Origin of the sequence: Tomitella gaofuii, assembly GCF_014126825.1 — a bacterium.
GTDB classification, from domain to species: Bacteria; Actinomycetota; Actinomycetes; order Mycobacteriales; family Mycobacteriaceae; genus Tomitella; species Tomitella gaofuii.
Genome location: NZ_CP059900.1, coordinates 1,073,763 through 1,096,346, shown reverse-complemented (window position 1 = coordinate 1,096,346; position 22,584 = coordinate 1,073,763). Strand labels below are relative to the sequence as shown.

At 72.7% G+C, this 22,584-nt stretch carries 18 protein-coding genes and 3 pseudogenes; 5 read left to right on the top strand and 16 right to left on the bottom strand.

Features of this window, described 5'->3' with window-relative positions:
- Positions 1 to 18: 18 nt before the first annotated feature.
- Both H4F70_RS04955 and H4F70_RS04950 read left to right on the top strand, forming a co-directional pair.
- Positions 19 to 1,386: a PspC domain-containing protein gene (locus tag H4F70_RS04955; RefSeq protein WP_182359228.1), complete on the top strand. Its 1,368-nt coding sequence runs from the start codon at positions 19 to 21 to the stop codon at positions 1,384 to 1,386.
- Positions 1,379 to 1,684 carry a hypothetical protein gene (locus H4F70_RS04950; RefSeq protein ID WP_182359227.1) on the top strand — a complete coding sequence of 102 codons (306 nt, stop codon included), beginning with the start codon at positions 1,379 to 1,381 and terminating at the stop codon, positions 1,682 to 1,684. The genes H4F70_RS04955 and H4F70_RS04950 overlap by 8 nt, the downstream gene beginning before the upstream one ends.
- 21 nt (positions 1,685 to 1,705) lie before the next feature.
- Here the strand turns inward: H4F70_RS04950 and guaA are convergent, their stop codons facing one another.
- The 5 genes from guaA to guaB all read right to left on the bottom strand — a co-directional run bounded on the left by guaA (position 1,706) and on the right by guaB (position 8,353).
- Entirely contained in the window at positions 1,706 to 3,286 is a 1,581-nt protein-coding gene (gene guaA / locus H4F70_RS04945; protein WP_276529692.1) for a glutamine-hydrolyzing GMP synthase, read from the bottom strand.
- A 126-nt stretch (positions 3,287 to 3,412) separates the two neighbouring features.
- Positions 3,413 to 3,634 carry a hypothetical protein gene (locus H4F70_RS04940; protein WP_182359226.1) on the bottom strand — a complete coding sequence of 74 codons (222 nt, stop codon included), beginning with the start codon at positions 3,632 to 3,634 and terminating at the stop codon, positions 3,413 to 3,415.
- 47 nt (positions 3,635 to 3,681) lie between these two features.
- Complete coding sequence (locus H4F70_RS04935; RefSeq protein WP_182359225.1) at positions 3,682 to 5,400, bottom strand: GMC family oxidoreductase; 1,719 nt, start codon at positions 5,398 to 5,400, stop codon at positions 3,682 to 3,684.
- Between the two features lie 151 nt (positions 5,401 to 5,551).
- A complete protein-coding gene (locus H4F70_RS04930; RefSeq protein WP_182359224.1) occupies positions 5,552 to 6,691 on the bottom strand; it encodes a GuaB3 family IMP dehydrogenase-related protein in 1,140 nt (379 codons plus the stop codon).
- Positions 6,692 to 6,802: 111 nt separating this feature from the next.
- Positions 6,803 to 8,353 carry an IMP dehydrogenase gene (gene guaB / locus H4F70_RS04925; protein ID WP_182359223.1) on the bottom strand — a complete coding sequence of 517 codons (1,551 nt, stop codon included), beginning with the start codon at positions 8,351 to 8,353 and terminating at the stop codon, positions 6,803 to 6,805.
- 235 nt (positions 8,354 to 8,588) lie between these two features.
- Between guaB and H4F70_RS04920 the strand changes: the two genes are divergently transcribed.
- Positions 8,589 to 8,996 carry a DUF5319 family protein gene (locus H4F70_RS04920; RefSeq protein ID WP_182346141.1) on the top strand — a complete coding sequence of 136 codons (408 nt, stop codon included), beginning with the start codon at positions 8,589 to 8,591 and terminating at the stop codon, positions 8,994 to 8,996.
- 161 nt (positions 8,997 to 9,157) lie between these two features.
- Here H4F70_RS04920 and H4F70_RS04915 read toward each other — a convergent pair whose 3' ends face one another.
- From H4F70_RS04915 to H4F70_RS04905, 3 genes are all read right to left on the bottom strand, one after another.
- Complete coding sequence (locus H4F70_RS04915; RefSeq protein ID WP_182359222.1) at positions 9,158 to 10,150, bottom strand: anti-sigma-D factor RsdA; 993 nt, start codon at positions 10,148 to 10,150, stop codon at positions 9,158 to 9,160.
- Positions 10,128 to 10,733: a sigma-70 family RNA polymerase sigma factor gene (locus H4F70_RS04910; protein ID WP_182346143.1), complete on the bottom strand. Its 606-nt coding sequence runs from the start codon at positions 10,731 to 10,733 to the stop codon at positions 10,128 to 10,130. Before H4F70_RS04910 ends, H4F70_RS04915 begins: the two co-directional genes overlap by 23 nt.
- Before the next feature lie 205 nt (positions 10,734 to 10,938).
- Complete coding sequence (locus H4F70_RS04905) at positions 10,939 to 11,586, bottom strand: hypothetical protein (protein WP_182359221.1); 648 nt, start codon at positions 11,584 to 11,586, stop codon at positions 10,939 to 10,941.
- 718 nt (positions 11,587 to 12,304) lie between these two features.
- Here H4F70_RS04905 and H4F70_RS04900 point away from each other — a divergent pair.
- Positions 12,305 to 12,583: pseudogene (locus tag H4F70_RS04900) on the top strand (WhiB family transcriptional regulator); the annotation flags it as partial.
- 196 nt (positions 12,584 to 12,779) lie between these two features.
- Here H4F70_RS04900 and groL read toward each other — a convergent pair.
- A pseudogene (groL, locus tag H4F70_RS04895) lies at positions 12,780 to 14,391 on the bottom strand (chaperonin GroEL).
- Between the two features lie 141 nt (positions 14,392 to 14,532).
- Positions 14,533 to 14,832: a co-chaperone GroES gene (groES, locus tag H4F70_RS04890; RefSeq protein ID WP_143906608.1), complete on the bottom strand. Its 300-nt coding sequence runs from the start codon at positions 14,830 to 14,832 to the stop codon at positions 14,533 to 14,535.
- 276 nt (positions 14,833 to 15,108) lie between these two features.
- On the opposite strand from groES, the gene H4F70_RS04885 reads away from it, so the two are divergent.
- Positions 15,109 to 16,863, top strand: coding sequence for a TIGR03767 family metallophosphoesterase (locus H4F70_RS04885; protein ID WP_182359220.1), 1,755 nt, complete (start codon positions 15,109 to 15,111; stop codon positions 16,861 to 16,863).
- A 15-nt stretch (positions 16,864 to 16,878) separates the two neighbouring features.
- Here H4F70_RS04885 and tsaD read toward each other — a convergent pair whose 3' ends face one another.
- The 6 genes and pseudogenes from tsaD to H4F70_RS04855 form a co-directional block, all read right to left on the bottom strand.
- Positions 16,879 to 17,925: a tRNA (adenosine(37)-N6)-threonylcarbamoyltransferase complex transferase subunit TsaD gene (tsaD, locus tag H4F70_RS04880; protein WP_182359219.1), complete on the bottom strand. Its 1,047-nt coding sequence runs from the start codon at positions 17,923 to 17,925 to the stop codon at positions 16,879 to 16,881.
- The gene (gene rimI / locus H4F70_RS04875; protein ID WP_235681341.1) at positions 17,922 to 18,452 is read right to left on the bottom strand and encodes a ribosomal protein S18-alanine N-acetyltransferase; all 531 of its coding nucleotides are present in this window, start codon (positions 18,450 to 18,452) and stop codon (positions 17,922 to 17,924) included. The genes tsaD and rimI overlap by 4 nt, the downstream gene beginning before the upstream one ends.
- Positions 18,449 to 19,135: a tRNA (adenosine(37)-N6)-threonylcarbamoyltransferase complex dimerization subunit type 1 TsaB gene (gene tsaB, locus H4F70_RS04870; RefSeq protein WP_235681340.1), complete on the bottom strand. Its 687-nt coding sequence runs from the start codon at positions 19,133 to 19,135 to the stop codon at positions 18,449 to 18,451. The genes rimI and tsaB overlap by 4 nt, the downstream gene beginning before the upstream one ends.
- An 88-nt stretch (positions 19,136 to 19,223) precedes the next feature.
- On the bottom strand, positions 19,224 to 19,679 hold the full coding sequence (tsaE, locus tag H4F70_RS04865) for a tRNA (adenosine(37)-N6)-threonylcarbamoyltransferase complex ATPase subunit type 1 TsaE (protein WP_235681490.1): 456 nt from the start codon (positions 19,677 to 19,679) through the stop codon (positions 19,224 to 19,226).
- An 11-nt stretch (positions 19,680 to 19,690) separates the two neighbouring features.
- Positions 19,691 to 20,861 (bottom strand): annotated as a pseudogene (alr, locus tag H4F70_RS04860) (alanine racemase).
- Between the two features lie 804 nt (positions 20,862 to 21,665).
- On the bottom strand, positions 21,666 to 22,352 hold the full coding sequence (locus H4F70_RS04855) for a TetR/AcrR family transcriptional regulator (protein ID WP_182359217.1): 687 nt from the start codon (positions 22,350 to 22,352) through the stop codon (positions 21,666 to 21,668).
- Between the last annotated feature and the right edge of the window lie 232 nt (positions 22,353 to 22,584).

The following is a 22,584-nucleotide window of genomic DNA, read 5'->3' as shown; positions in this document are numbered from 1 at the left end:
GCGGCCACGATTGAGCACATGACCACTACGAGACCCACGGGGCCGCCCCAGCTCGATGGGATCGCCGACGAACTGCGAGACCTGTGGCGCACCCGGCCGGAGCGGCTGCGCGAGCAGGGCAAGATCGCCGGCGTCGCGGAAGGGATCGGCAGGCGCTACGACGTGGACCCGCTGCTGGTGCGGATCGCTTTCGTCGTGTCCGCACTCTTCGGCGGGGCCGGCGTGTGGCTGTACGTCGCATGCTGGCTCACGTTCCCGTCGCCGCGGCAGCCGTACCAGGACCCGGCCGTGTTCGGATATCCGTACGGCGTCCACGGGTACCCGCCCTACCCGCACCCGCAACACCCGTACGCCGCCGCGTGGAGCCGGCCGGACAAGCCCCGCAACCGGTTCCGCGCCAGGAACATCGCACTGCTCGGCATACTCGGGATCGTCGCGGTGTCCACGCTGCCGGCCACCACCGGCAGGGGTAGCGCGGGGCTGCTCGGCGCGGTGCTCATGCTCGGCGCGCTGTACCTGCTGTACCGCAGGCGCCCGCGCCCTGCCTACGCCTTTCCCGCACCGCCCTCCGCCGGCCCCGCGCAGCCGGCCGCGCCCGGCTCCGGACCGTCGGCGGACGCCGGAACCACCGGCGCCCGGGGCCGGGCCGCCGACAACTCCGACGGCGGAAACGCCGGCAGCGCCGATACGGCGACCGCCGGCTCCGGTGCCACCACCCCGCCCGAGTGGGATCCACTGGGCGCCGCACCGTTCGCATGGGACCTGCCGACCCCGCCGCCGGAGCCCGAGCCCGCACCGTCGCAGCGGCGCCGCTCACGGCTCACGGTGTTCACCATCGGTTTGGCGCTCATCGCCGCCGCAGTGGCCTCGGGAGTGTCGGCCGCCGGGGCGGACTGGCTCACCGCTCCGCGGATTGCGGCCGTCGCGCTCGCCGTCGTCGGCGCGGGCCTCGCCGTCGGGGCGTTCCTGCGCACCGGGTACGGCCTGCTCATCGTCGCCGCGCCGCTGGCCGGGTTCGTCATACTCGGCTCGCTGGCAGGCTCGCTCGACACGGACGGCGGGGTGGGGCAGCGCGAGTTCCGTCCGACGACGCTCGCCCAACTGCAGCCCGAATACCAGGTGGGCGCGGGCGAGATCCTCCTGGATCTGCGGTCCCTCGACCTCACCGCGGACACGACGGTGGACGTGCGCAACAACGTCGGCCGCGTGGAGGTCATCGTCCCCGACACCATGCGCGTCGACGCCACCTGCCACACGACCGTGGGCGACAGCACATGCCTGCCGGAGGCGGCGGCCGCGCCCCGACCGGGGCAGCCCGCCGACAGCCCCGTCCTCACCGTCAACGCCGACAGTGCTATCGGAGAGGTGGTGGTCCGCCATGGCTGACGACACATTCCACGCGGAATCCGGCGGCCCGGCCGACGGTCACCCTGATGCCGCCACCGGCGCCCCGGCGGAGCATGGGGACCGCCGCGGACCGTCCGGCCCGATGCTGTGCGCCGCGCTCGCCGCCTTCGCCGTGGCCGTCTGGGCCCTGTTCGGCCCGTTCTCGGTTGCCTTCCTCGGCGCGGTGGACCTGCGGTGGGCGTTCGTCATCGCCGCCGGCGTCGTAGGACTACTGCTCATCGCCGGCCCGCGACTGCGTCCCCGCAGACGGCGGCACGGGTGCAGGTCGGGGAGGTGACGCCCGGCCCGCCGGCGCGGGTCACTCCCACTCGATGGTGCCCGGCGGCTTGCTCGTCACGTCCAGGACGACGCGGTTGACGTCGGGCACCTCGTTGGTGATGCGGGTGGAGATCGTCTCGAGCACCTCGTACTGCAGCCGCGACCAGTCCGCCGTCATCGCGTCCTCGCTCGACACCGGCCGCAGGACGATGGGGTGACCGTAAGTCCGGCCGTCGCCTTGCACGCCGACGCTGCGCACGTCCGCGAGCAGCACCACCGGGCACTGCCAGATCTGCTGGTCGAGCCCTGCGATGGTGAGCTCCTCGCGGGCGATGGCGTCGGCGCGGCGCAGCAGCGCCAGGCGCTCCGCGGTGACCTCGCCGACGATGCGGATGGCCAATCCCGGACCGGGGAACGGCTGGCGGCCGACGATCTCCTCCGGCAGCCCCAGCTCGCGCCCCACGGCGCGCACCTCGTCCTTGAACAGCAGGCGCAGCGGCTCGACGAGGGTGAACTGCAGGTCCTCCGGCAGCCCGCCCACATTGTGGTGGCTCTTGATGTTCGCGGTGCCGGAGCCGCCGCCGGACTCGACCACGTCGGGATACAGCGTGCCCTGCACGAGGAAGTCGACCGTCGCGCCGGTGGAGGCCGCGTCCCCGAGCACCTCGGTGACCGCACCCTCGAAGCTGCGAATGAACTCGCGCCCGATGATCTTGCGTTTGCCCTCCGGGTCGGAGACGCCGGCCAGCTCGCCCAGGAACGTCGACGCCGCGTCGATCGTCACCAGCCGGGCGCCGGTGGCCGCGACGAAGTCGTTCTCGACCTGACCGCGTTCCCCCTCGCGCAGCAGACCGTGATCGACGAACACGCAGGTGAGCCTGTCGCCGATGGCGCGCTGCACCAGCGCGGCGGCCACCGCGGAATCGACCCCGCCGGACAGTCCGCACAGCGCGCGGCCGTCGCCCACCTGGGCGCGCACCTGCTCGATGAGCTGCTCGACGATGTTCGCGGTGGTCCAGGAACGCTCGAGGCCGGCGACGTCGCGCAGGAATCGGGTGAGCACCTCCTGGCCATGCGGGGAATGCCGGACCTCGGGGTGGTACTGCACCCCGGCCAGGCGCCGGTCGAGGCACTCGAACGCCGCGACGGGCGCCCCCTCGCTGGACGCCGTGACCGTGAACCCGGCGGGCGCCTTCGTCACCGCGTCCCCGTGGCTCATCCACACCGGCTGCTGCTCCGGCAGGCCCTGGTGCAGCGTGCCGCCGGAGACGTCCAGCGACGTGCGCCCGTACTCGCGGCCGCCGGTGTGCTCCACGATACCGCCGAGCGCCCGGGCCATCGCCTGGAAGCCGTAGCAGATGCCGAGCACCGGCACGCCCAGGTCGAACAGCGCAGGGTCGAGCGCCGGGGCGCCGTCCGCGTACACGCTGGCGGGGCCGCCGGACAGGATGATGCCGGACGGGTCCTTGGCGGAGATCTCCGACACGCTCGCGGTGTGCGCGATGACCTCGGAGTAGACGCCGGCCTCGCGGACCCGGCGGGCGATCAGCTGCGCGTACTGCGCGCCGAAATCGACGACGAGCACGGGCCGGGCGGACTGCTGCAGGCGGAGTTCAGGCACCCGCACAGTCTACGATGCGCGCGCCGGGAGCCCTCATCACGCCCAGGCCCGGCACCCCCACGCGCCCACCAAGCGGATTTCGCACGTTCCGGGCTGCAGACGTGCCGAATCCGCTTGGCCGCGGCGCTACCGCGTGCGGCGGCCGCGGGCGAAGTAGGCGACGGGGCCGACGAAATTCACCGCGATGCCCCACGCCCAGGACCGCTTGCTGCCGTTCACCTGCTCCGGGGCCCGGCGGGCCAGGTCTGCCCACGCCGCACCCGCCAGCACCACCTGCAGCACGGCCAGCACCGTGATCGCCGCGCGCGCCGCCGACGACATCTCCGCCCACTTCTTCTGCTTCGCCATGGGCCCAGTGTGCATCAGGAACCCCAAGCCGACGGCACCGTCCCCGCTCAGCTCGCCTGGATCGGCGTGATCGGCAGTCGCAGGGCGCCGGGCGCGCTCGCCGGGACGAACGGGCTGCGCGGCGCGACCGGCCGGATGCGACGGTAGCCCTCGCCCTGCGGCGGCCGCGCGTCGGTCGCGCCCTTGTTCGGCCACATCGCCGCTGCCCGTTCGGCTTGCGCGGTGATGGTGAGCGACGGGTTCACGCCCAGGTTGGCCGACACCGCCGCACCGTCCACCACGTACATCGTCGGATACCCGTACACCCGGTGGTACGGGTCGATCACCCCGGAGCCGGGGCCGTCGCCGATCACCGCACCGCCCAGGAAGTGCGCCGTGAGCGGGATGTTGAAGATCTCGCCCCACGTGCCGCCCGCGATGCCGTCGATCTTGTCGGCGATGCGCCGCGTGGCCTCGTTGCCCGCGGGGATCCACGACGGGTTGGGTTCGCCGTGGCCTTGCCGGCTGCTGATGTGCCGCCGCCGCAGAATGCCCCGCTTGGTGAACGTCGTAATCGAGTTGTCGAGGTTCTGCATGACCAGCGCGATGATCGTGCGCTCCGACCACCGCCGCACGTTGAGCATGCGCAGCGTCATCAGCGGGTGCCGCAGGATGAGCAGGAGCAGCTTGAGCCAGCGCGGAATCCGCCCGCCGCCGTCGGTCATGAGCGTCTGCAGCAGCCCCATCGCGTTGGAGCCCTTGCCGTAGCGCACCGGCTCGATGTGGGTGTCGCCGGTGGGGTGGAACGACGAGGTGATGGCGACGCCCTTGGTCAGGTCCATCTCCGGGTCCACCGCGAACTTGCCCGCGCCGACGATGGACTCCGAGTTGGTGCGGGTGAGCTCGCCGAGCTTGTCAGACAGCCCGGGCAGCGTGCCCGCGTCGCGCATCGCGTGCAGGAGGTTCTGCGTGCCCCACGTGCCGGCGGCGAGGACCACATTGGCCGCGGTGAAGGTGCGGCGCTGCTTGCGCACCCAGGCACCAGTGCGTTCGGTGGAGATCTCCCACACCCCGTCCGCCCGTCGGCGCACGGCGGTGACGGTGGTCATCGGGTGCACCTGCGCACCGGCCCGCTCGGCCAGGCCCAGATAGTTCTTGACCAGCGTGTTCTTGGCGCCGTGCCGACATCCCGTCATGCATTCGCCGCATTCGATGCACCCGGTGCGGGCGGGCCCGACGCCGCCGAAGTACGGGTCGTCCACCGTCTCGCCGGCCTCGCCGAAGTACACGCCCACCGGGGTCTGGATGAACGTGTCGCCCGCGCCCATGTCGTCGGCCACCGACTTGATGACTTCGTCGGCCGGGGTCATCGTCGGGTTCTGCACCACCCCCAGCATCCGCCGGCCCTGCTCGTAGTAGGGGGTGAGCTCGTCCTCCCAGTCGGTGATGTGCGCCCACTGCGGGTCGGTGAAGAACGGCCCTGTGGGCTTGTAGAGGGTGTTCGCGTAGTTCAGCGAGCCGCCGCCCACGCCTGCACCGGCGAGGATGAGGCAATCACGCAGCATGTGCACGCGCTGCACCCCGTAGCAGCCCAGCCGCGGCGCCCAGAGGAACTTCTTGAGGTCCCAACTGGTGGCGGCGAACTCGTCGTCGGCGTAGCGGCGCCCCGCCTCGAGGACCCCCACCGAGTAGCCCTTCTCGGTGAGACGCAGCGCGCTGACGCTGCCCCCGAATCCCGATCCGACCACCACCACGTCGTAGTCCGGCCCGTCCACGCCTGGCGCCATGCCGTCTCCTCCACATCGACCGCTGCCCGAAGTCCGTGTGAGGGATCTTACTATAACGGCGGGTACCGGGTATACGGCCGCACTGGATCGCGGACCGGCGGGCCGGTCACCCCCGCGCGGCGCGGCCGCCGCCCCTGACCGCTCGGCGCGGCTATCCCCGCACGCTCAGCTCGACGCGCTGGAACTCCTTGAGGTCGGAGTACCCGGACTTCGCCATCGACCGTCGCAGGCCGCCGACGAGGTTGAGCGAACCGAACGGATCGTCTGCCGGCCCGCTCAGCACCGTATCGAGGCTCGGGCGGTCGTCGAAGGTGACCGGCACGATGGCGCCGCGCGGCATGGACGGGTGCGCCGCCACCGTCGGCCAGTACCAGCCCTTGCCCGGCGCCTCCTCGGCGAGAGCGAGGGGCGTGCCCAGGACCGCGGCGTCGGCGCCGCAGGCGATGGCCTTGGCGACGTCGCCGGAGGTGCGGATGTCGCCGTCGGCGATCACGTGCACATACCGGCCGCCGGTCTCGTCCAGGTAGTCGCGGCGGGCCGCTGCGGCGTCGGCGATGGCGGTGGCCATCGGCACGCCCATGCCCAGCACCTCGCCGCTGGTGGTGACGCCGTCGGCGGCCCCGTAGCCCACGATGACGCCGGCCGCCCCCGTGCGCATCAGGTGCAGCGCCGTGAGGTGGTCGCTGACGCCGCCCGCCACCACGGGGACATCGAGGTCGTTGATGAACGTCTTGAGGTTGAGCGGCTCCGCCGCCCCCGCTCCCACGTGCTCGGCGGAGATGATCGTGCCGTGGATGAACAGCAGGTCCACGCCCGCAGCGACGACGTGCGGGGTGAGCGCGGCGGCGTTCTGCGGGCTCACCCGCACGGCCGTGGTGACCCCGGCGTCGCGGATGGACGCCACCGCCTGCCCCAGCAGGTCCGGGTCCACCGGCGCGGCGTGCAGCCGCTGCAGCATGCGGGTGGCCGCGGCCGGGCCGTCCTCACCCTCGGCCACCTCGATGACCTGCGCGAGCTTGTCCTCCACGTCGCGGTGCCGGGCCCACAGCCCCTCGCCGTTGAACACGCCCAGCCCGCCTCGGCGGCCCATCTCCACCGCGAACTCGGGCGAGACGAGCGCGTCCGTGGGATGCGCGAGCAGCGGGATGTCGAACCTGTAGGCGTCCATCTGCCAGGCGGTGGACACGTCCTTGGCCGAGCGGGTGCGCCGCGAGGGGACGATGTCGATGTCCTCGAGCTGGTAGGTGCGCCGGGCTATGCGCCCGATGCCGATTTCCACGAGGTCACGCACGCGTGTCCCCTTTCCTGGTTCTCAGGGGCACGGCCCCGTCCATGACGGCCGACGACCGCCCGTCCTGCCGCCGCTGCGGCGCCCGGCGCGGTGTGCGCCGGGCGCAGCGGCTCAGCGTGAATAGTAGTTGGGCGCCTCGACGGTCATCTGGATGTCGTGCGGATGGCTCTCCTTGAGGCCGGCCGCGGTGATCCGGACGAACTGCGCGTCGTTGAGCTCCGCGATGGTGCGTGCCCCGGTGTAGCCCATGGCGGCGCGCAGCCCGCCGGTGAGCTGGTGGATCACCGAGCCCAGCGGCCCGCGGAACGGCACCCGGCCCTCGATGCCCTCGGGGACGAGCTTGTCCTCGGAGAGCACGTCGTCCTGGAAGTAGCGGTCCTTCGAGTAGGACTTGCCCTGCCCGCGGCCCTGCATCGCGCCCAGCGACCCCATCCCGCGGTAGGCCTTGAACTGCTTGCCGCCCACCAGCACCAGTTCGCCGGGCGATTCGGCCGTGCCCGCCAGCAGGGAGCCGAGCATCGCGGCGGACGCCCCGGCCGCGAGGGCCTTCGCGACGTCGCCGGAGAACTGCAGGCCGCCGTCTGCGACGATGGGCACCCCCGCGGGGCGGCACACCGCCGCCGCCTCGAGGATCGCGGTGATCTGGGGCGCGCCCACGCCGGCCACCACGCGCGTGGTGCAGATGGAACCGGGCCCCACGCCGATCTTCACCGCGTCCACGCCGGCGTCGATGAGCGCCTGCGCCCCGCCGCGCGTGGCGACGTTGCCGCCGATGATGTCGACGCCTTCGACCCCGGCCCGGTTGTCGACCTCTTTGCGCAGCCGGGAGATCATCTCCAGCACCCCCGCCGAGTGCCCGTGCGCGCTATCGACCACGAGGACGTCGGCGCCCGCGTCGACCAGGCCCATCGCGCGGGTCCACGACTCCTCGCCCACGCCGATGGCCGCACCCACGAGCAGCCGACCGTCGCGGTCCTTGGTGGCATCCGGGTACTGCTCGGTCTTGACGAAGTCCTTGACGGTGATGAGACCTGTGAGCCTGCCGGCGCCGTCGACGATGGGCAGCTTCTCGATCTTGTGCCGCCGCAGCAGCCCCAGCGCAGCCTCGGCCGAGACGCCCTCCTGCGCGGTCACGAGCGGGGCCTCGGTCATCACCTCGGACACCGGCCGGCTCATGTCCATCTCGAAGCGCATGTCGCGGTTGGTGATGATGCCCACGAGCGCGCCCGCCTCGTCCGTCACCGGCAGCCCCGAGATGCGGAAGCGCGCGCACATCGCGTCCACCTCGGCGAGCGTGTGCGACGGGCTGCACGTGACCGGATCGGTCACCATCCCGGCCTCGGAGCGCTTGACCGTCTCCACCTGCCCCGCCTGCGCATCGGCGGCGAGGTTGCGATGCAGCACGCCCATCCCGCCCGCGCGCGCCATCGCGATGGCCATCCGCGCCTCGGTGACCGTGTCCATGGCCGAGCTGACCAGCGGCACACGCAGCCGGATGTTGCGCGTGACCTGCGTGGAGGTGTCGACCCCGCCGGGAATGACCTCGGAGGCCGCGGGAAGGAGCAGGACGTCATCGAACGTCAGCCCGGTCATCGCGATCTTGTCGTCGCGGTCGCCGCCGAACCTGATGTTGCCGTTTACCTGCCCGGCCGGATTGCTCATACGATGTTTGGCCTTCCTGGGTGTGGCCGCTGCGGATGGGGATGCGGTCCATGGTATCGGGATCCGCGCGTGCGGACCGCCCGGGCCGCACGCCACGAGACGCTCGTCACCGTGCATCATTCCGTCGCCCGGCACGGCCCCGGCCCCGCCGCCCCCGCACTCCCCCGGACCGGCGACGCGCGCATCACGGGACTGCGGTGGCGGGTTCGGGTGCTCCCCAAGTACCGTGGGCGTCGTGCACGAGCATCTGCCGCCTGGCCTGCCGCCGGATCCGTTCGCGGGCGACCCCGCCGATCCGGCCGCGGCCTTCGACTCCCCGGAACCGGCCCAGCCGCTCGACGCCCATGAACGCCTGGCCGTCGAGGAGGACCTGGCCGACCTCGCCGTCTACGAGGCCCTGCTGGGCCACCGTGGCGTGCGTGGCCTGGTCATCGCCTGCGAGGACTGCCACGACGACCACTTCCACGACTGGGAGATGCTGCGCGCCAACCTCATGCAGCTGCTCGTCGACGGCAGCGTGCGCCCGCACGAGCCCGCGTTCGACCCGCAGCCGGAGGACTACGTCACCTGGGATTACTGCCGTGGATACGCGGACGCCGCGATGAACGACGCGTCGCTGTTCAGCGACGGCCACGACATCTGAGCACCTCCGGGCCGGCCAGGCTCTCCGAGCACGGCCCCGGACCTGCGCGAACGACGATCGCCGCCGCGCCCTGAACGGGTGCGGCGGCGATCGTCGTCTTCTGCGTGTGTATCGACCGGCCCGGGGCACGAAGCTCCGAGCGAACTATTCCCGAAGAAGGGTCAGTTTCCGTCGAGGTCGGACAGCTGCTGCTTCTGCGGACCGGGGGTGGGTGTCGGTGTGGCTGTGCCCGGCGGCGGCTCGTCCGCGCTGGATGACGGCGCCGGGGTCTCCGTCGGCGTGGTGGTCGGCGGCGTCGTCGGGGTCGGCGTGGTGGTCGTCGTCGGATTCGGCGCCGGAGCCTGCTGCAACGGGATCTGCGGCAGCCGCACGTCCGGCAACGGCGGCAGCTGGATCTGCGGCAGCGGCACGGAGATGTCCGGCAGGCCCGGCACCCCTTCGATACCGATCGACGGCGGGGACGGCGAAGACGGAGGAGGAGTGGCCGTGCTCGTCGGCGCGGGCGACGGCACGACGACGTCGGCACCCACCGCGGGCGCCTCGGACTTCGGCCGGCCGGTCGCCTGCGCCCACAGCTCCGTGCGGGTGTCGTCGAGCTCGGGGAACGCCGAATCCCCGCGGATCTTCTCCATCTTCTCCGTGGCCGAGTCGAGGACCGCGAGGCAACCGCGCAGGTCCCCCTTGGCCAGCAGGTCCTTCGCGTGGGCCAGATCGTCGCGGATGCTGGCCGCGGTGACGAAGTCCTCCGAACTCTGGCCGACGGGCTCGTCCGCGCCCAGGAAGTGCCCCGCCACGGCGATGCCGCCGAGCAGCACCGCCACCGAGGCGGCGCCCGCGGTCACCGTCGTCATCCAGCGGTACCGACGGCTCCGGCGCAGCGGCACCACCGTGCCCGCGCCGGCCTCCTCGATCCCCGACGCCAGCGCCGCGGCAAGCTCGTCCTCCGACGGCATGCCGGGCATCGGGGTGCTCACGATCTGATGGCGGGCGCCCGACAACAGCACTGCGAGCTCGGCCTCGGCGTCGGCCTCGGCCGGCACCTCGCCTCCGCGGAGTATCGATTCGATGAACTCGTCATCGTGCAGGATGGCGGCGAGGTCCGCCCCGGGGGACTCGTCGCCCGTCGCGTTGTCACGCTCGGACACCCTGCTCACCCGCCTCTCCAAAAGTGTTCCTCAGTTTTGCGAGCGCCCTGTGCTGGGCCACGCGTACCGCTCCCGCGGTACTGCCCACCGCAGCAGCCGTCTCCTCCGCGGACATCCCGACGATCAATCGAAGAACGATGATCTCGCGTTGCTTGTCCGGCAACCCCTCGAGGAGCCGCTCCACACGCACGCGGGATTCCGCATCCAGATACGACTGCTCCGGGTCCAGGTACGTCCCGTCCTGGACACCGTTGCGCCCGATCTCATCCGGTATATCTGCGGTGGGCTCGGATTTGTTACGCGCGGACGAACGGTGCGCATCGGCGACTTTATGCGAGGCGATCCCGTAGACGAACGCCATGAACGGCTTGCCCTGATCCTTGTACCGCGGCAGCGCCGTCACCACCGCCATGCACACTTCCTGCGCCACGTCGTCGGCCGAGCCGAAGCCGCGTTCAGCGAAGCCCACCCGTGCACGGCAGTAGCGCACGACGAGGGGGCGGATCTCGGTCAGCAGCCGATGCAGTGCGGCGCGATCTCCCGCCACGGCATCCGCGACATCTCGGGATACCTCGTCGTCCGGTCGCGTCATCGTGCCTTCAAGCCCCAGTCCTCGCCCCGCCGGCGAACAGCGGCGATGCATGTTTCAAGTCGATTGTCCCGTCCCACCATATCGGCCGCAGGTACGCCGGAGCGCACCCTGGCACCCCGGCGCCGTGCCGGCCGGCCCGATCCGCCGACACCACGGCCGCCGAGCACGGCGCCCCCGGGCGCCGTGCCGAACGCGCGCCGGGGGCTCAGAGATACCCCCTCATCAGGCGCGGATCCCCGCCCCCGCGCGCCACGAGGATGCCGTGGCATGCGTGCACGTCGGAGGCGGCCGCACCGGCCGCCGCGTTCTCCGTCACGCCGGCGAGCAGCATCGCGGCCGCCCACCGGAGAGGCACCAGCCCCGCAGTCCGGGCAGCGGAGTGGGCGCGGTCCGCCAGCGCGGCCGCCGCCCCCGGCCTCCCGGCCACCGCCTCCGCCGCCGCGGCGACGAGGAGGGTCTTCACCCGGTGCCGTTCCGACGGGAACGCGCCCGCCTCGAGCATCTCCAGCCCGGCGCGCGCCGCGGCCACCGCCGCCTCCGGGGCGCCCGCCGTCATCGCGGTCTCGGCCGTCACCCAGTGCAGGCGCAGTGCCACGCGCGGAGGCGCACCCGTGCCCGGCGTCTCCGTGCCCCGCGCCGGCTCCCGACCGGACTCCGCGCACTGTTCCCGGCACCGGGCCAGGAGCCTGCGCGCCGAGCGCCAGTCGCCGCGGCCCAGGCGATCCGCCGCAAGTCCCGTCCACGCGTCGGCGGCCGCGTGCCCGGCCACAGGTTCGCGCGCGCCGCCCCCGGCGCCGGCGATCCGCGCCAGCGCGCGACCGTCGTACACCGCCGCCCGATCGTGGCCGCCCATCTGCCGGAGCAGCGACGCCGCGGTCGACGCCGCCAGCGCGTCCCCCCCGGCCCGGCGCCCGCGGCCGCCAGCGCCGCCAGATCGCCGCCCGCCCGGGAGTAGTACCCGGCCCCGGAATGCGCCACCGCCCGCCACCAGAGCTCACGGGGGGTGCGCGCGGCGGGGAGCACGATCGCGGGTGCCCTGCCCGGCCGCTCGGCTCCGGCGCCGACCCGCCCCGCGACGCTCGCGGGCCCGGCGCCGAACGCCGCCGCGTGCAGGATGCGGGCACGCGCGTCGGCCCCCTCCGGCACCGCATCCGGTTCTCTTTCCGGAACGCCGCCGTCACCTGTCTGTGCAGGCATCATCCGCACCGCCCTCCTCCCCGTGTCCACGACGCGATCCGCGCCGTCCGACTGTGGGTCCCCGACTGTTCCCGCCGAGTGTGCACCAGCCTCCCGCCGCCTCGGCGCGCAGTCCCCGTCCACCCCTGCGGACGCATCCGCCCCAACAGGCGATGGCACGTTTCAGATGCCGGGATCGCCTGCCCTCGATGCGCTCACGCTTTGCAGCGAATCCCCGCACTGAGTGACACACACTCGTTTGACACGAATTTCCGCGCGTGCCTAGAGTGGCAACACGCCCACCTGGGCCGTGCCGCGCGTCACACCCGACGCCCCGGGCTCGGCTCGAACGGCGCGCAGCAGATCCACCCGTACCGATGCCCGACGGAGGTGCCATGAGCCGCCCACACGCCATCCCCTGCCCTCTCGTCGACGACTGGGACTGGCAGCAGCAGGGCCTGTGCCGCGGAGTCGACTCGTCGGTGTTCTTTCATCCCGACGGCGAACGGGGCCACGCCCGCACCGCACGGGAAGAGCGTGCCAAGCAACTGTGCGCGCAGTGCCCGGTTCTGATCAGCTGCCGCGAACATGCGCTGGCACTGGCCGAGCCGTACGGCATCTGGGGCGGGCTGTCGGAGTCCGAGCGCCTGTCGATCATCAAGGAACGCGGGCGCACCCGCTCCGGCCGTCCCGCCGCCGTGGCGGGGCGCCGCGCCGCGCACGCCGACGAACCCGCAGCGCTCCGCAGCACCGCCTCCTGAACGGTCGGCTCCGGGAGCTGCCGGAATCCCCGGAAATGGCCGTGGCCCGCGGGCACCTGTGCGGTGCCCGCGGGCCACGGCCGTTCCGACTCGTCGGCGGCCTCATGCGTCAGTGCTGGTGGCCTGCCTCGGCGCCCTCGTCCTCCTCGGGCTTGTCCACCACAGCACCCTCGGTGGTGAGCACCATCCGCCCCACCGAGGCCGCGTTCTCCACCGCGGAGCGGGTGACCTTCACCGGGTCGATGACGCCGTCGGCGACCAGGTCGCCGTACTCGAGCGTGGCGGCGTTGAAGCCGTGGCCGGCCGGAAGCCCCGCCACCTTCTCCACGACCACGGACCCGTCGACCCCCGCGTTGGCGGCGATCCAGTAGAGCGGGGCCTGCAGCGCAGTGCGCACCAGCTCGATCCCCACCGCCTCGTCGCCCGTCGCGGAGTCGGCCAGGTCGCGCAGACCGGCCGCGGCGGTCACCAGCGCGGTGCCGCCGCCGGGGACGACGCCCTCTTCGACGGCCGCCTTGGCCGCGGCCACCGCGTCCTCGACGCGGTGCTTGCGCTCCTTGAGCTCGGTCTCGGTGGCCGCACCCACACGGATGACGGCGACGCCGCCCGCGAGCTTCGCGACGCGCTCCGCGAGCTTCTCGCGGTCCCACTCGGAGTCGGAGGATTCGATCTCCGCACGCAACTGCGCCACGCGCTTGTCCACCTCGTCCTTGGCGCCGGCACCGTCGACGATGGTGGTGTCGTTCTTCGTCACGACCACGCGACGGGCCGTGCCCAGCATCGACAGCTCCGCCGACTGCAGGGTCAGGCCCACGTCGGCGGTGACGACCTGGCCGTCGGTGACGATGGCGAGGTCGTCGAGGAACGCCTTGCGGCGCTCGCCGAAGAACGGCGCCTTCACCGCGACGGCCTTGAGCGACTTGCGCAGCGCGTTGACGACCAGCGTCGAGAGCGCCTCGCCCTCGACGTCCTCGGCGATGATGAGCAGCGGCCGACCGCTCTCGACGACCTTCTCCAGCAGAGGAAGCAGGTCCGGCAACGAGCTGATCTTCTCGCGGAACAACAGGATGTGCGCGTTCTCGAGCACCGCCTCCTGCTCCTCGACATCCGTGACGAAGTACGGGGACAGGAACCCCTTGTCGAACTGGACGCCCTCGGTCACCTGCAGTTCGGTGTCGATGGTGCCGGACTCTTCGACGGTGACGACGCCGTCGGCGCCGACCACGGTCATCGCTTCGCCCACCATGGTGCCGATCTCCTCGTCACGCGAGGAGACGGTGGCGACCTTCGCGATCGCGTCCTTGCCCTCCACGGGGCGTGCGGCGCTCAGCAGCGCCTGCGTGACGTGCTCCGCGGCACGGGCGATGCCGGCGCCCAGGGCCACCGGGTTCGCGCCCGCCGCCAGGTTGCGGATGCCGCCGGACACGATCGCCCGGCCCAGCACCGTCGCCGTGGTGGTGCCGTCGCCGGCCACGTCGTTGGTCTTGGTGGCGACCGACTTGACCAGCTGGGCGCCCAGGTTCTCGAACGGGTCCTCCAGCTCGATTTCGCGCGCCACCGACACGCCGTCGTTGGTGATGGTGGGGCCCGCCGAACGCCTTGGCGAGCACCGCGTTTCTGCCGCGCGGGCCCAGCGTCACCTTCACGGCGTCGGCGAGCTGGTCCACTCCGCGCTCGATGGCGTTCCGTGCCTGCTCGTTGTATTCAATCTGCTTGGCCATGGCTCTCCTCCGGATCTTCTCGGCAGTTCGCTGATACGCGCCCGCCCCGGGGCGTCGCGTGGGCGGCGTCTCCGGGGCGGGTCGTGTCACGGGGTCCGGACCGGACCGCATCGCGGTACGGGCCGACGCCCGGGGGAACTGCTAGCCGATGACCGCGAGGACGTCGCGCGCCGACAGGATCAGGTAGTCCTCACCCTTGTAGTTGATCTCGGTGCCGCCGTACTTGCTGTAGACGACGGTGTCGCCCTCCGAGACGTCGACGGGGATGCGGTTCTCGCCCTCGTCGTCCCAGCGGCCGGGGCCCACGGCGATGACGGTGCCCTCCTGGGGCTTCTCCTTCGCCGTGTCCGGGATGACCAGGCCGGAGGCGGTCGTCGTCTCCGCCTCGTTGGTCTTGACGAGGATCCGGTCCTCGAGCGGCTTGATGTTCACGCTCGCCACGATGAGCCCTCCACTTTCAGTGGTCATACACACCCGCGGGGTCGTCCCCCGCCGGGCGCGGATCGAATGTAGTCGGATCGGTGCGTCACGCAGTCCCGTCGTCGCGGGTGCCGGAACCGCTTCGGTACCAACTAGCACTCTATACATGCGAGTGCCAGCGCTCAACCCTTCCCAGTGCTCGCGCGGGCGCGACCGCGCGAGCAGCCCGGCGGAGACCGGCGCGCGGCACCCGCCTCCCCGTTCCGGATAGTCGTCCAGGTCACATAGGATGGCGCCGTGACCACGGTGAATCGCAGAAAGTTCCTGGCCGGCGCGGGGGCAGGCCTGGGCGGGGCCCTCACGCTCAACGCGCTAGGCGCCGCCGCACCCGGCCGCGCCGCCGGCGGTTTCTGGGCCCCGGCCGCCGCCCGCGCCGACGCCCTGGCCGGGTCGACGGCCGGCACCACGCTCGAGGCCGTCGCGGTGCCCGCCGGGCCGCGCGGGTACCAGCGCCTCACCGCCGGGCCCGGGTACCCGGTGGTCGTGCGCACCGAGCTCGCCCCCGCACGCGCGGCGCGGGCCGACCGCCGCCGCGCGCTCGCCTCCCTTGTCCAGATGACGGACATGCACATCCTCGACGCCCAGTCACCGGTGCGCGTCGAGTTCGTGCACCCGCTCATCGGCTCCGCGTCGCGCCCCCAGGACCTGCTCACCACGCAGGGGCTCACCTCGCTCGTGGGCCGCATCAACGCGCTGGCCGGCGGGCCGCACTCGGGCCGCCGGTTCGACGCGGTCGTCACCACCGGCGACAACACCGACAACCACGAGCACGTGGAACTGGACTGGTACCTCACGGCGCTCAGCGGCGGCCGGTTCACGCCGAACACCGGCGACCCGCACCGGTACGAGGGCACCCAGGACTCCGGCTTCGACCTGTACTGGAACCCCGAGTCCCGGCACACCGACAGTTTCAAGCGCGCCGGGTTCCCCGTCCTCGACGGCTACTTCGACGCGGCGCTGGCGCCGATGTCCAGCCCCGGGCTGTCGGTGCCGTGGTTCGCGGTGTTCGGCAACCACGACGATTCCGTCATCGGCACCGCCCCCAGCGGCATACCGCCCATCACCGACCTCTACACCGGCAACCTCAAGCTCGGCGCGCCCGGCTCGGCGGCGGAGGCCGAGCAGCTTCAGAGGGCGCTGCGCACCGACCCGGCCGCGGTGCCCGGGATCGTCGGGCGGATGACCGACCCCGCACGTATCGTCACCCCCGACGCACGCCGCGCGCCCTTCACTCCGCGCCAGTTCCTGGCCGCGCACTTCGACCCCCGCCACCTGGGCCCCGGACCGCACGGGCACGGCTTCGCCGCCGACGCACCCGAGACCGGCATCGGCTACTACAGCTTCGAGATCGCCCCCGGGGTCGTCGGCATCAGCATGGATTCCACCAACCGGGGCGGATTCGTCGACGGCTCGTTCGGCGAAGCGCAGTTCCGCTGGATCGAACGGACCCTCGCCGCCGGCAGCAGCCGGTACTTCGACGGCGACGGACGCGAGGTGCGCACCGGCGCCGACGACACCCTGTTCATCCTGTTCAGCCACCACACCAGCGATACGACGGGACTGCTCATCCCGGACCCGGAGAACCCGGCGGAACCACGCCACTCCGGCGCCGAGCTGGTGGACCTGCTGCACCGCTTCCCCAACGTGTGCGCCTGGGTGAACGGCCACACGCACGCCAACAGGGTCACCCCGCACCCGGGGCCCACCGCGCGGCAGGGGTTCTGGGAGGTCAACACGGCCTCGCACATCGACTTCCCGCAGTACGCGCGCGTCATCGAGGTGGTGGACAACGCCGACGGCACGCTCTCGCTGCTGGCGACCCTCATCGAATCGGACGCCCCCTACCAGCTGCCCTACGACGACCTCTCCCCGCTGGGGCTGGCGTCGCTGTACCGCGAGCTGTCCTACAACGACGTCAACAAGGACCCGGACAACATGGGCGGCCCGGCCGACCACAACGTCGAGCTGCTGCTCGCGTCGCCGTCCGCGTGACGGCGCAGGTCCGCCTCAGCCGACCTGGCTGGTCTGCACCGGCAGACCCGGATCGGTCGAGATGCCCAGCGGCGACGGCGCGGCGCCCGCCGCGATGAGGTGGGCGCCCAGCGACGCGATCATCGCGCCGTTGTCCGTGCACAGGCGCGGCCGCGGCACGCGCAGCGTGATGCCCGCCGCGGCGCAACGCTCCTCCGCCAGCGCCCGCACCCGGGAGTTGGCGGCCACCCCGCCGCCGATGAGCAACGTGCCGACGCCCTCGTCCACGCACGCACGCACGGCCTTCATCGTCAGCACGTCGGCCACCGCCTCCTGGAAGCCGGCCGCGACATCGGCTGCAGGCACCGGGCGGCCGTCCCGCTCGCAACGCTCCACGTACCGCGCCACGGCGGTCTTGAGGCCGGAGAAGGAGAAGGCGTGCCGGGCGTCGCGCGGCCCCGTCATGCCGCGGGGGAACGCGATGGCGGACGGGTCGCCCGCCCCGGCCAGCCGGTCGATGGCGGGCCCGCCCGGATAACCGAGCCCCAGCAGGCGCGCCACCTTGTCGTACGCCTCGCCCGCCGCGTCGTCCACAGTGGAGCCGAGCTCGACGATCGGCGCGCCGAGTCCGTCCACCAGCAGCAACTGCGTGTGCCCGCCGGACACCAGCAGCGCCACGGCCCGGGGCAGCGGCCCGTGCTCGAGGGCGTCGACGGCCACGTGCCCGCCCAGGTGGTTGATCCCGTAGAACGGCACGCCCCACGCGGCGGCGTAGGCCTTCGCCGCCGCCGCCCCCACCAGCAGCGCGCCCGCGAGCCCGGGGCCCACCGTGGCGGCGACAGCGTCGGGCCGGTCCACGCCGGCGGCGGCGAGCGCCCTGCGCATCGTCGGCACGATCGCCTGCAAGTGCGCCCGCGAGGCGATCTCCGGCACCACCCCGCCGAAGCGGACATGCTCGTCGACGCTGCTGGCCACCTCGTCGGCCAGCAGCTCCACGCGCGCAGCGCCGTCGGCACCCGTCTCCAGGCGCACGATGCCGACGCCCGTCTCGTCGCACGAGCTCTCGATACCCATGACGATCATCGCGCGTTCTCCTTGCCGTCCGTGTCTTCCGCCGCACGCCTGCACATCACGTACGCGTCCGCCCCGCTGGGCTGGTAGTAGCGCGGGCGCAGCCCGACGTTCTCGAAGCCCTCGCTCCGATACAGCGCGATCGCCGGCGCGTTGTCGGTGCGCACGTCGAGGAACACCGGCCCGCCGTGCGCGTCGGCCTCGGCCAACAGCAGCGCCAGCAGCCGCCGCCCCACGCCCCGGCCCTGGACCTTCGGGTCGACGGCGATGGTGTGCACCTCCGACTCGGGCTCCGCACCGCCGAGCAGCGCGATGCCCGCATAGCCCACGAGCCACGGGCGCGGATGCTGCGGGGAACTGCGGCGCGCCGCGAAGAACCGGGTGTGCGGCGCGCGCAGCTCCTCGGCGAACGCGGCCGCGGGCCACGGGCTCTCCCCTGCGAACAGCAGCCGCTCCAGCGCGGCGCACGCATGGGCGTCGGCGAACTCGAGCGGGCCGACGGTGATCCCGCCCGTCTCGTCGCCGCCGGGCGCGCTCACGCGCGGACCTGCGCAGCCGGCACCCGCGGCGTCGGCTCGGCGGCGTCGGGCCTCCGCAGGTACAGCGGCTCGAGCGGTGCGGGTTCCGTGCCCGCGGCGAGGAGGTCCGCCGCGGCCGCCACAAGCCCCACGGCGTGGGCGAAGCGGGGGTGAACGCCGGCAGCCCCACCGTCGCAATGTGATCCGGCGACCCTGCTGCGACGCCCGCGGCGCCGACGGCGACGTCGGCCGGTGCGGCGACGGCCGGACCCTCGACCCGCTCGCGGCCCCGGTACCGCGCCCAATACACCTCGCGCCGCCGCGCGTCGGTGACCACCAGGTACTCCTCCGGAAGCGCCGCGGCCGCCGCCGCGCGTCGGCGCGGGCCTGCGCGGCGATGGCGTCGAGGCTGCACACCCCTGCACCGGGATGCCGAGCGCGTCGCCGAAGGCGGCCGCCGTCGCCATCCCCACGCGCAGCCCGGTGAACGGCCCCGGCCCGGCGCCCACGACGACGGCGTCAAGGTCGGCCGGCGCCGCGCCCGCGTCCTGCAGGCACTCCAGGATCTGCGGAGTGAGCACCTCGGCATGGGCGCGCGCATCGCGGGTCACCCGCACGGCGACCGTCGCGGCGGCCCCTTCGTCCAGGCGCACGAGCCCGGCGGTGACGGCAGGCGTGGAGGTGTCGGCGGTGAGAACAAGCACGGTCCCCCATCGTACCGACCTGCGCAAACGCCGAACGCGCGGGCCGTCACCGCACCGACCGCCGGCGCCCGCGCGTCACGCGCGGAGTTCACGCGCTGCCGGTATGGCGCTCCCATTCCGCCGTGCGCACGTCCGTGTCCGGATCGCGCCGCAGCCGCACCACCACGTGGTGATCGGCGAGCCGTTCGGCGAGGCCCGCGCCCCACTCGACGACCACCACGGAATCGTCCAGGTCGGTATCGAGGTCGAGGGCGTCGAGCTGGTCGAGCGCCCCGGGGCCGTCCCCCAGGCGGTAGGCGTCCACGTGCACCATCGCCGTCGCGGCCCCGCCGTCCGGACGCCGCCCGCCCGCCGGGTGCACGCGGGCGATGACATACGTCGGCGACGTCACAGCGCCCTGCGCGCCGAGCCCCCGGGCGATGCCGCGGGCGAGCACGGTCTTGCCGGCCCCCAGCGGCCCGTCGAGGATCACCACGTCGCCCGCGGCGAGCTCCGTTGCGAGCTCCGCCCCGAAATCCTCCGTGTCCGCGGGCGCGGCCAGCATGCGCTGCGGCATCAGCCCCGGCTCCCGACGTAGCGGCGCTGCACGCGTCCCTTCACCCCGGTGACCACCTCGTAGTGGATGGTACCGAGCGCGTCGGCCCATTCCTGGGCGTGCGGCTCGCCGCGGCGCGGGTCGCCGAAGATCACCGCCTCGTCGCCGACCTCCACGCCCGAGCCCGGCCCCAGGTCCACCACGAACTGGTCCATGCATACCCGTCCGACGGCGGGCCGCCGCTCGCCGTCCACCGTCACATCGAACCGTCCGCTGAGTGTGCGCGGGATGCCGTCGGCGTAGCCCAGCGGCAGTACTCCGACGGTGGTGTCGTGGGGGGCGGTCCAGGTGTGCCCGTAGGACACCCCCTCCCCCTCGCGCACCCACCTTGACGTTGACGAACCGGCCGGAGAGCCGCATCACCGGGCGCAGCCCGAAGTCGGACACCTCGGGCATCGGCGAGAGCCCGTAGAGCGCGATCCCCGGCCGGACCATGTCGAAGCGCAGGTCCGGGCGGGTGAGGGTGGCGGCGGAGTTGGCCGCGTGCACGACCTCCGGTTCCAGTCCGACGGCGCACGCCTGGTCGACCATCTCCTTGAGCCGCGCAGCCTGGATGTCGATGACGGGGTGATCGGGCTCGTCGGCGCGCGCGAAGTGCGTGAAGATGCCGCGCAGCCGGACGTCGCCGGCCCGCTGCGCTGCGACGACCGCCTCGAGCAGCCCCGGCCAGTCGTCCGCGTTCACGCCGTTGCGGTTGAGCCCGGTGTCCACCTTGACCGTCAGCACCGCCGGCGCTCCGGCACGGCGCGCGCCGTCCACCACGGCGGCGAGGTGCCGACGGGTGGACACCGCCAGGTCCACCCCCGCTGCGATCGCGGGCGCGAAGTCGGCGTCGTGGGTGTGCAGCCACGACAGGATCGGCGCGGTGATGCCCGCGGCGCGCAGGCCCAGCGCCTCGGAGAGTGTGCACACGCCCAGTTCGCGCACCCCCTCCGCCAGCATCGTGCGGGCCACCTCCGCGCCGCCGTGCCCGTAGCCGTCGGCCTTGACGACGGCCATGACCGGGGTGTCCCCGGCGCGTTCGCGGATCACACCGACGTTGTGGGCGAGGGCGTCGTGGTCGATGGTCGCGAGCGCCTGCGGCCACGGAGGCCGGGGCTGGGCTGGGCTGGGCTGGGACTGGCCGGTCATGATCACGGATTCTGCCACTGGCGCGGTGCACCGGCGCCGCCGCGGCGGCGGTGCCGGCACCTGCCGGGGAGACGCCGGGCAGTCGCTCCCCACTGCAGCCTCCAGACCGCGGGACTTTCCCAGTGCACTGACGTGCGGTCGTCCACCGTCCACACCAGCCGGGTGCCTGATACGAACTTCACCGCCGCAACGCACGCCGCCAACGAACGCCAGTCGGGCGCGGACTGTACGGCGTCGAGGGTCGAGTCCACCGGGCCGTCGTCCGGGTTGTCGGTGCTGTGACCGGTGACGACGCGAAAGACCTCGTTTGCCTCGAAGCCCAGCCCGGCCGGATCGGTGACAAGGCACGGGCGCAGTCATCAACCGCAGAAGCACGAGCGACTGGTCGGGCAGCGGCAGCACGCCCGCAGGAAACGGCGAAAGTCCAGTATGCGCTGACGCGCGACACCGCCACCGTATGCGTGACGCGATAGTTCCCCGGCGCTCACGACACGCCGAGTTGAGTCCGGCAGGGTGGTGTACGAGCCCCGCGAGAGCGTGGACACGCCGACCGTGATGGTCCCGGCGTAGAAGCGGTCACCGGGGGAGGCTTTCGAGGAAACTCTCACATCCCACTCGAAAGGGCACACCCGCGATGACCGCACCCCCACCTGCATGTTTCGGACGAAGCGGCCGCGAGGACAAAAACAACTCACCCGCATCGTCACCCGCCCGACACCCATGGGGCGGCCCCGGGGCGGGAACCGATGTTGCGGGACGGGGCCGCGGCGGGACGGGGCCGGCCGCGTCGCCTGCAGGCCTCGCTCATGCGGGTTCGGCTCCCCCGTCGGCCTCGGCGGACACGGCCGTCGCTGTGCGATACATGCCCGCTGCACGCGTGACCACTTGACGGAAGTACCCGCGCAAGTCCTCGGTGATGATCGAATCGATAACCATGGCCCACATGTCCTCGACGCCGTCGATCAGGTCGAACTCGTCGGGAGCCAGCCGTGCGGCCACCCGCGCGCCGCAGAACTGTGCCCACAGCACCCTGGCCACCGCGGCCGGATCGTCTACCCGGGCATCGCCGCCCTCGGCGGCGGCGGCGAGCAACGCGGTGATCTGCGCGCGCACCGCTCTCGAGGTGACGCCCGCCTCGGCGCCGGCCTCACCGATCTCCTGGACAAGCCTGTCGCCGGCGCGCACGTACGCGTCGGTATAAACGAGTGCGGCGACCGTGAGCGACTGCTGAATGAGGTCTTCGAGTGGGGGCAGGTTCGACGCGGCGATCATCCGGCGAGCGTGCGCGACGCGCAAGTCGCGGTCGGCGATGATCGCGCGCGCCAAAGTCCCTTTGGAATCAAAGTGGAAGTACAACGCGCCCTTGGTGACGCCGGCATGCGTGACAATCTCGCCCAGATTCGCGGCCACGTAACCATCTCTGGAAAACACCGTCGCCGCAGCGTCCAGGATCTGTCGTCGGGTGGCCTCGGCCCGCTCCTGCCTCACCATGAGCTGCGTGCCCGCCTTCCTATCCCATATCGCGTGCGGTGCGGATGACCGCCCCCGGCTGCGTGTGGCGCCCCGAATCAGCGCAACAGCCCGGGGGTCAGCTCTGCGGCCGCGGACCGCGGCCGCAGCGGTCCGCGGACTGGGACACGCTCCCGCCAGATACCGAGGGACTGAGCGGCACCATCGATGAATACCGAATTGCCGGTATTCGCACACCGTGAAGACAGTACAT

What these genes read in the sequence shown, in the direction of transcription:
- H4F70_RS04955 (WP_182359228.1), top strand. Translation starts at nt 19, where the DNA reads ATGACCACTACGAGACCCACGGGGCCGCCCCAGCTCGATGGGATCGCC.
- H4F70_RS04940 (WP_182359226.1), bottom strand. Translation starts at nt 3,634, where the DNA reads ATGGCGAAGCAGAAGAAGTGGGCGGAGATGTCGTCGGCGGCGCGCGCG.
- H4F70_RS04935 (WP_182359225.1), bottom strand. Translation starts at nt 5,400, where the DNA reads ATGGCGCCAGGCGTGGACGGGCCGGACTACGACGTGGTGGTGGTCGGA.
- H4F70_RS04950 (WP_182359227.1), top strand. Translation starts at nt 1,379, where the DNA reads ATGGCTGACGACACATTCCACGCGGAATCCGGCGGCCCGGCCGACGGT.
- guaB (WP_182359223.1), bottom strand. Translation starts at nt 8,353, where the DNA reads ATGAGCAATCCGGCCGGGCAGGTAAACGGCAACATCAGGTTCGGCGGC.
- tsaD (WP_182359219.1), bottom strand. Translation starts at nt 17,925, where the DNA reads ATGATCGTCATGGGTATCGAGAGCTCGTGCGACGAGACGGGCGTCGGC.
- H4F70_RS04905 (WP_182359221.1), bottom strand. Translation starts at nt 11,586, where the DNA reads ATGGGCGGCCACGATCGGGCGGCGGTGTACGACGGTCGCGCGCTGGCG.
- H4F70_RS04910 (WP_182346143.1), bottom strand. Translation starts at nt 10,733, where the DNA reads ATGACGCGACCGGACGACGAGGTATCCCGAGATGTCGCGGATGCCGTG.
- H4F70_RS04855 (WP_182359217.1), bottom strand. Translation starts at nt 22,352, where the DNA reads ATGGTGAGGCAGGAGCGGGCCGAGGCCACCCGACGACAGATCCTGGAC.
- tsaE (WP_235681490.1), bottom strand. Translation starts at nt 19,679, where the DNA reads ATGCTGGCCGCGCCCGCGGACACGGAGGATTTCGGGGCGGAGCTCGCA.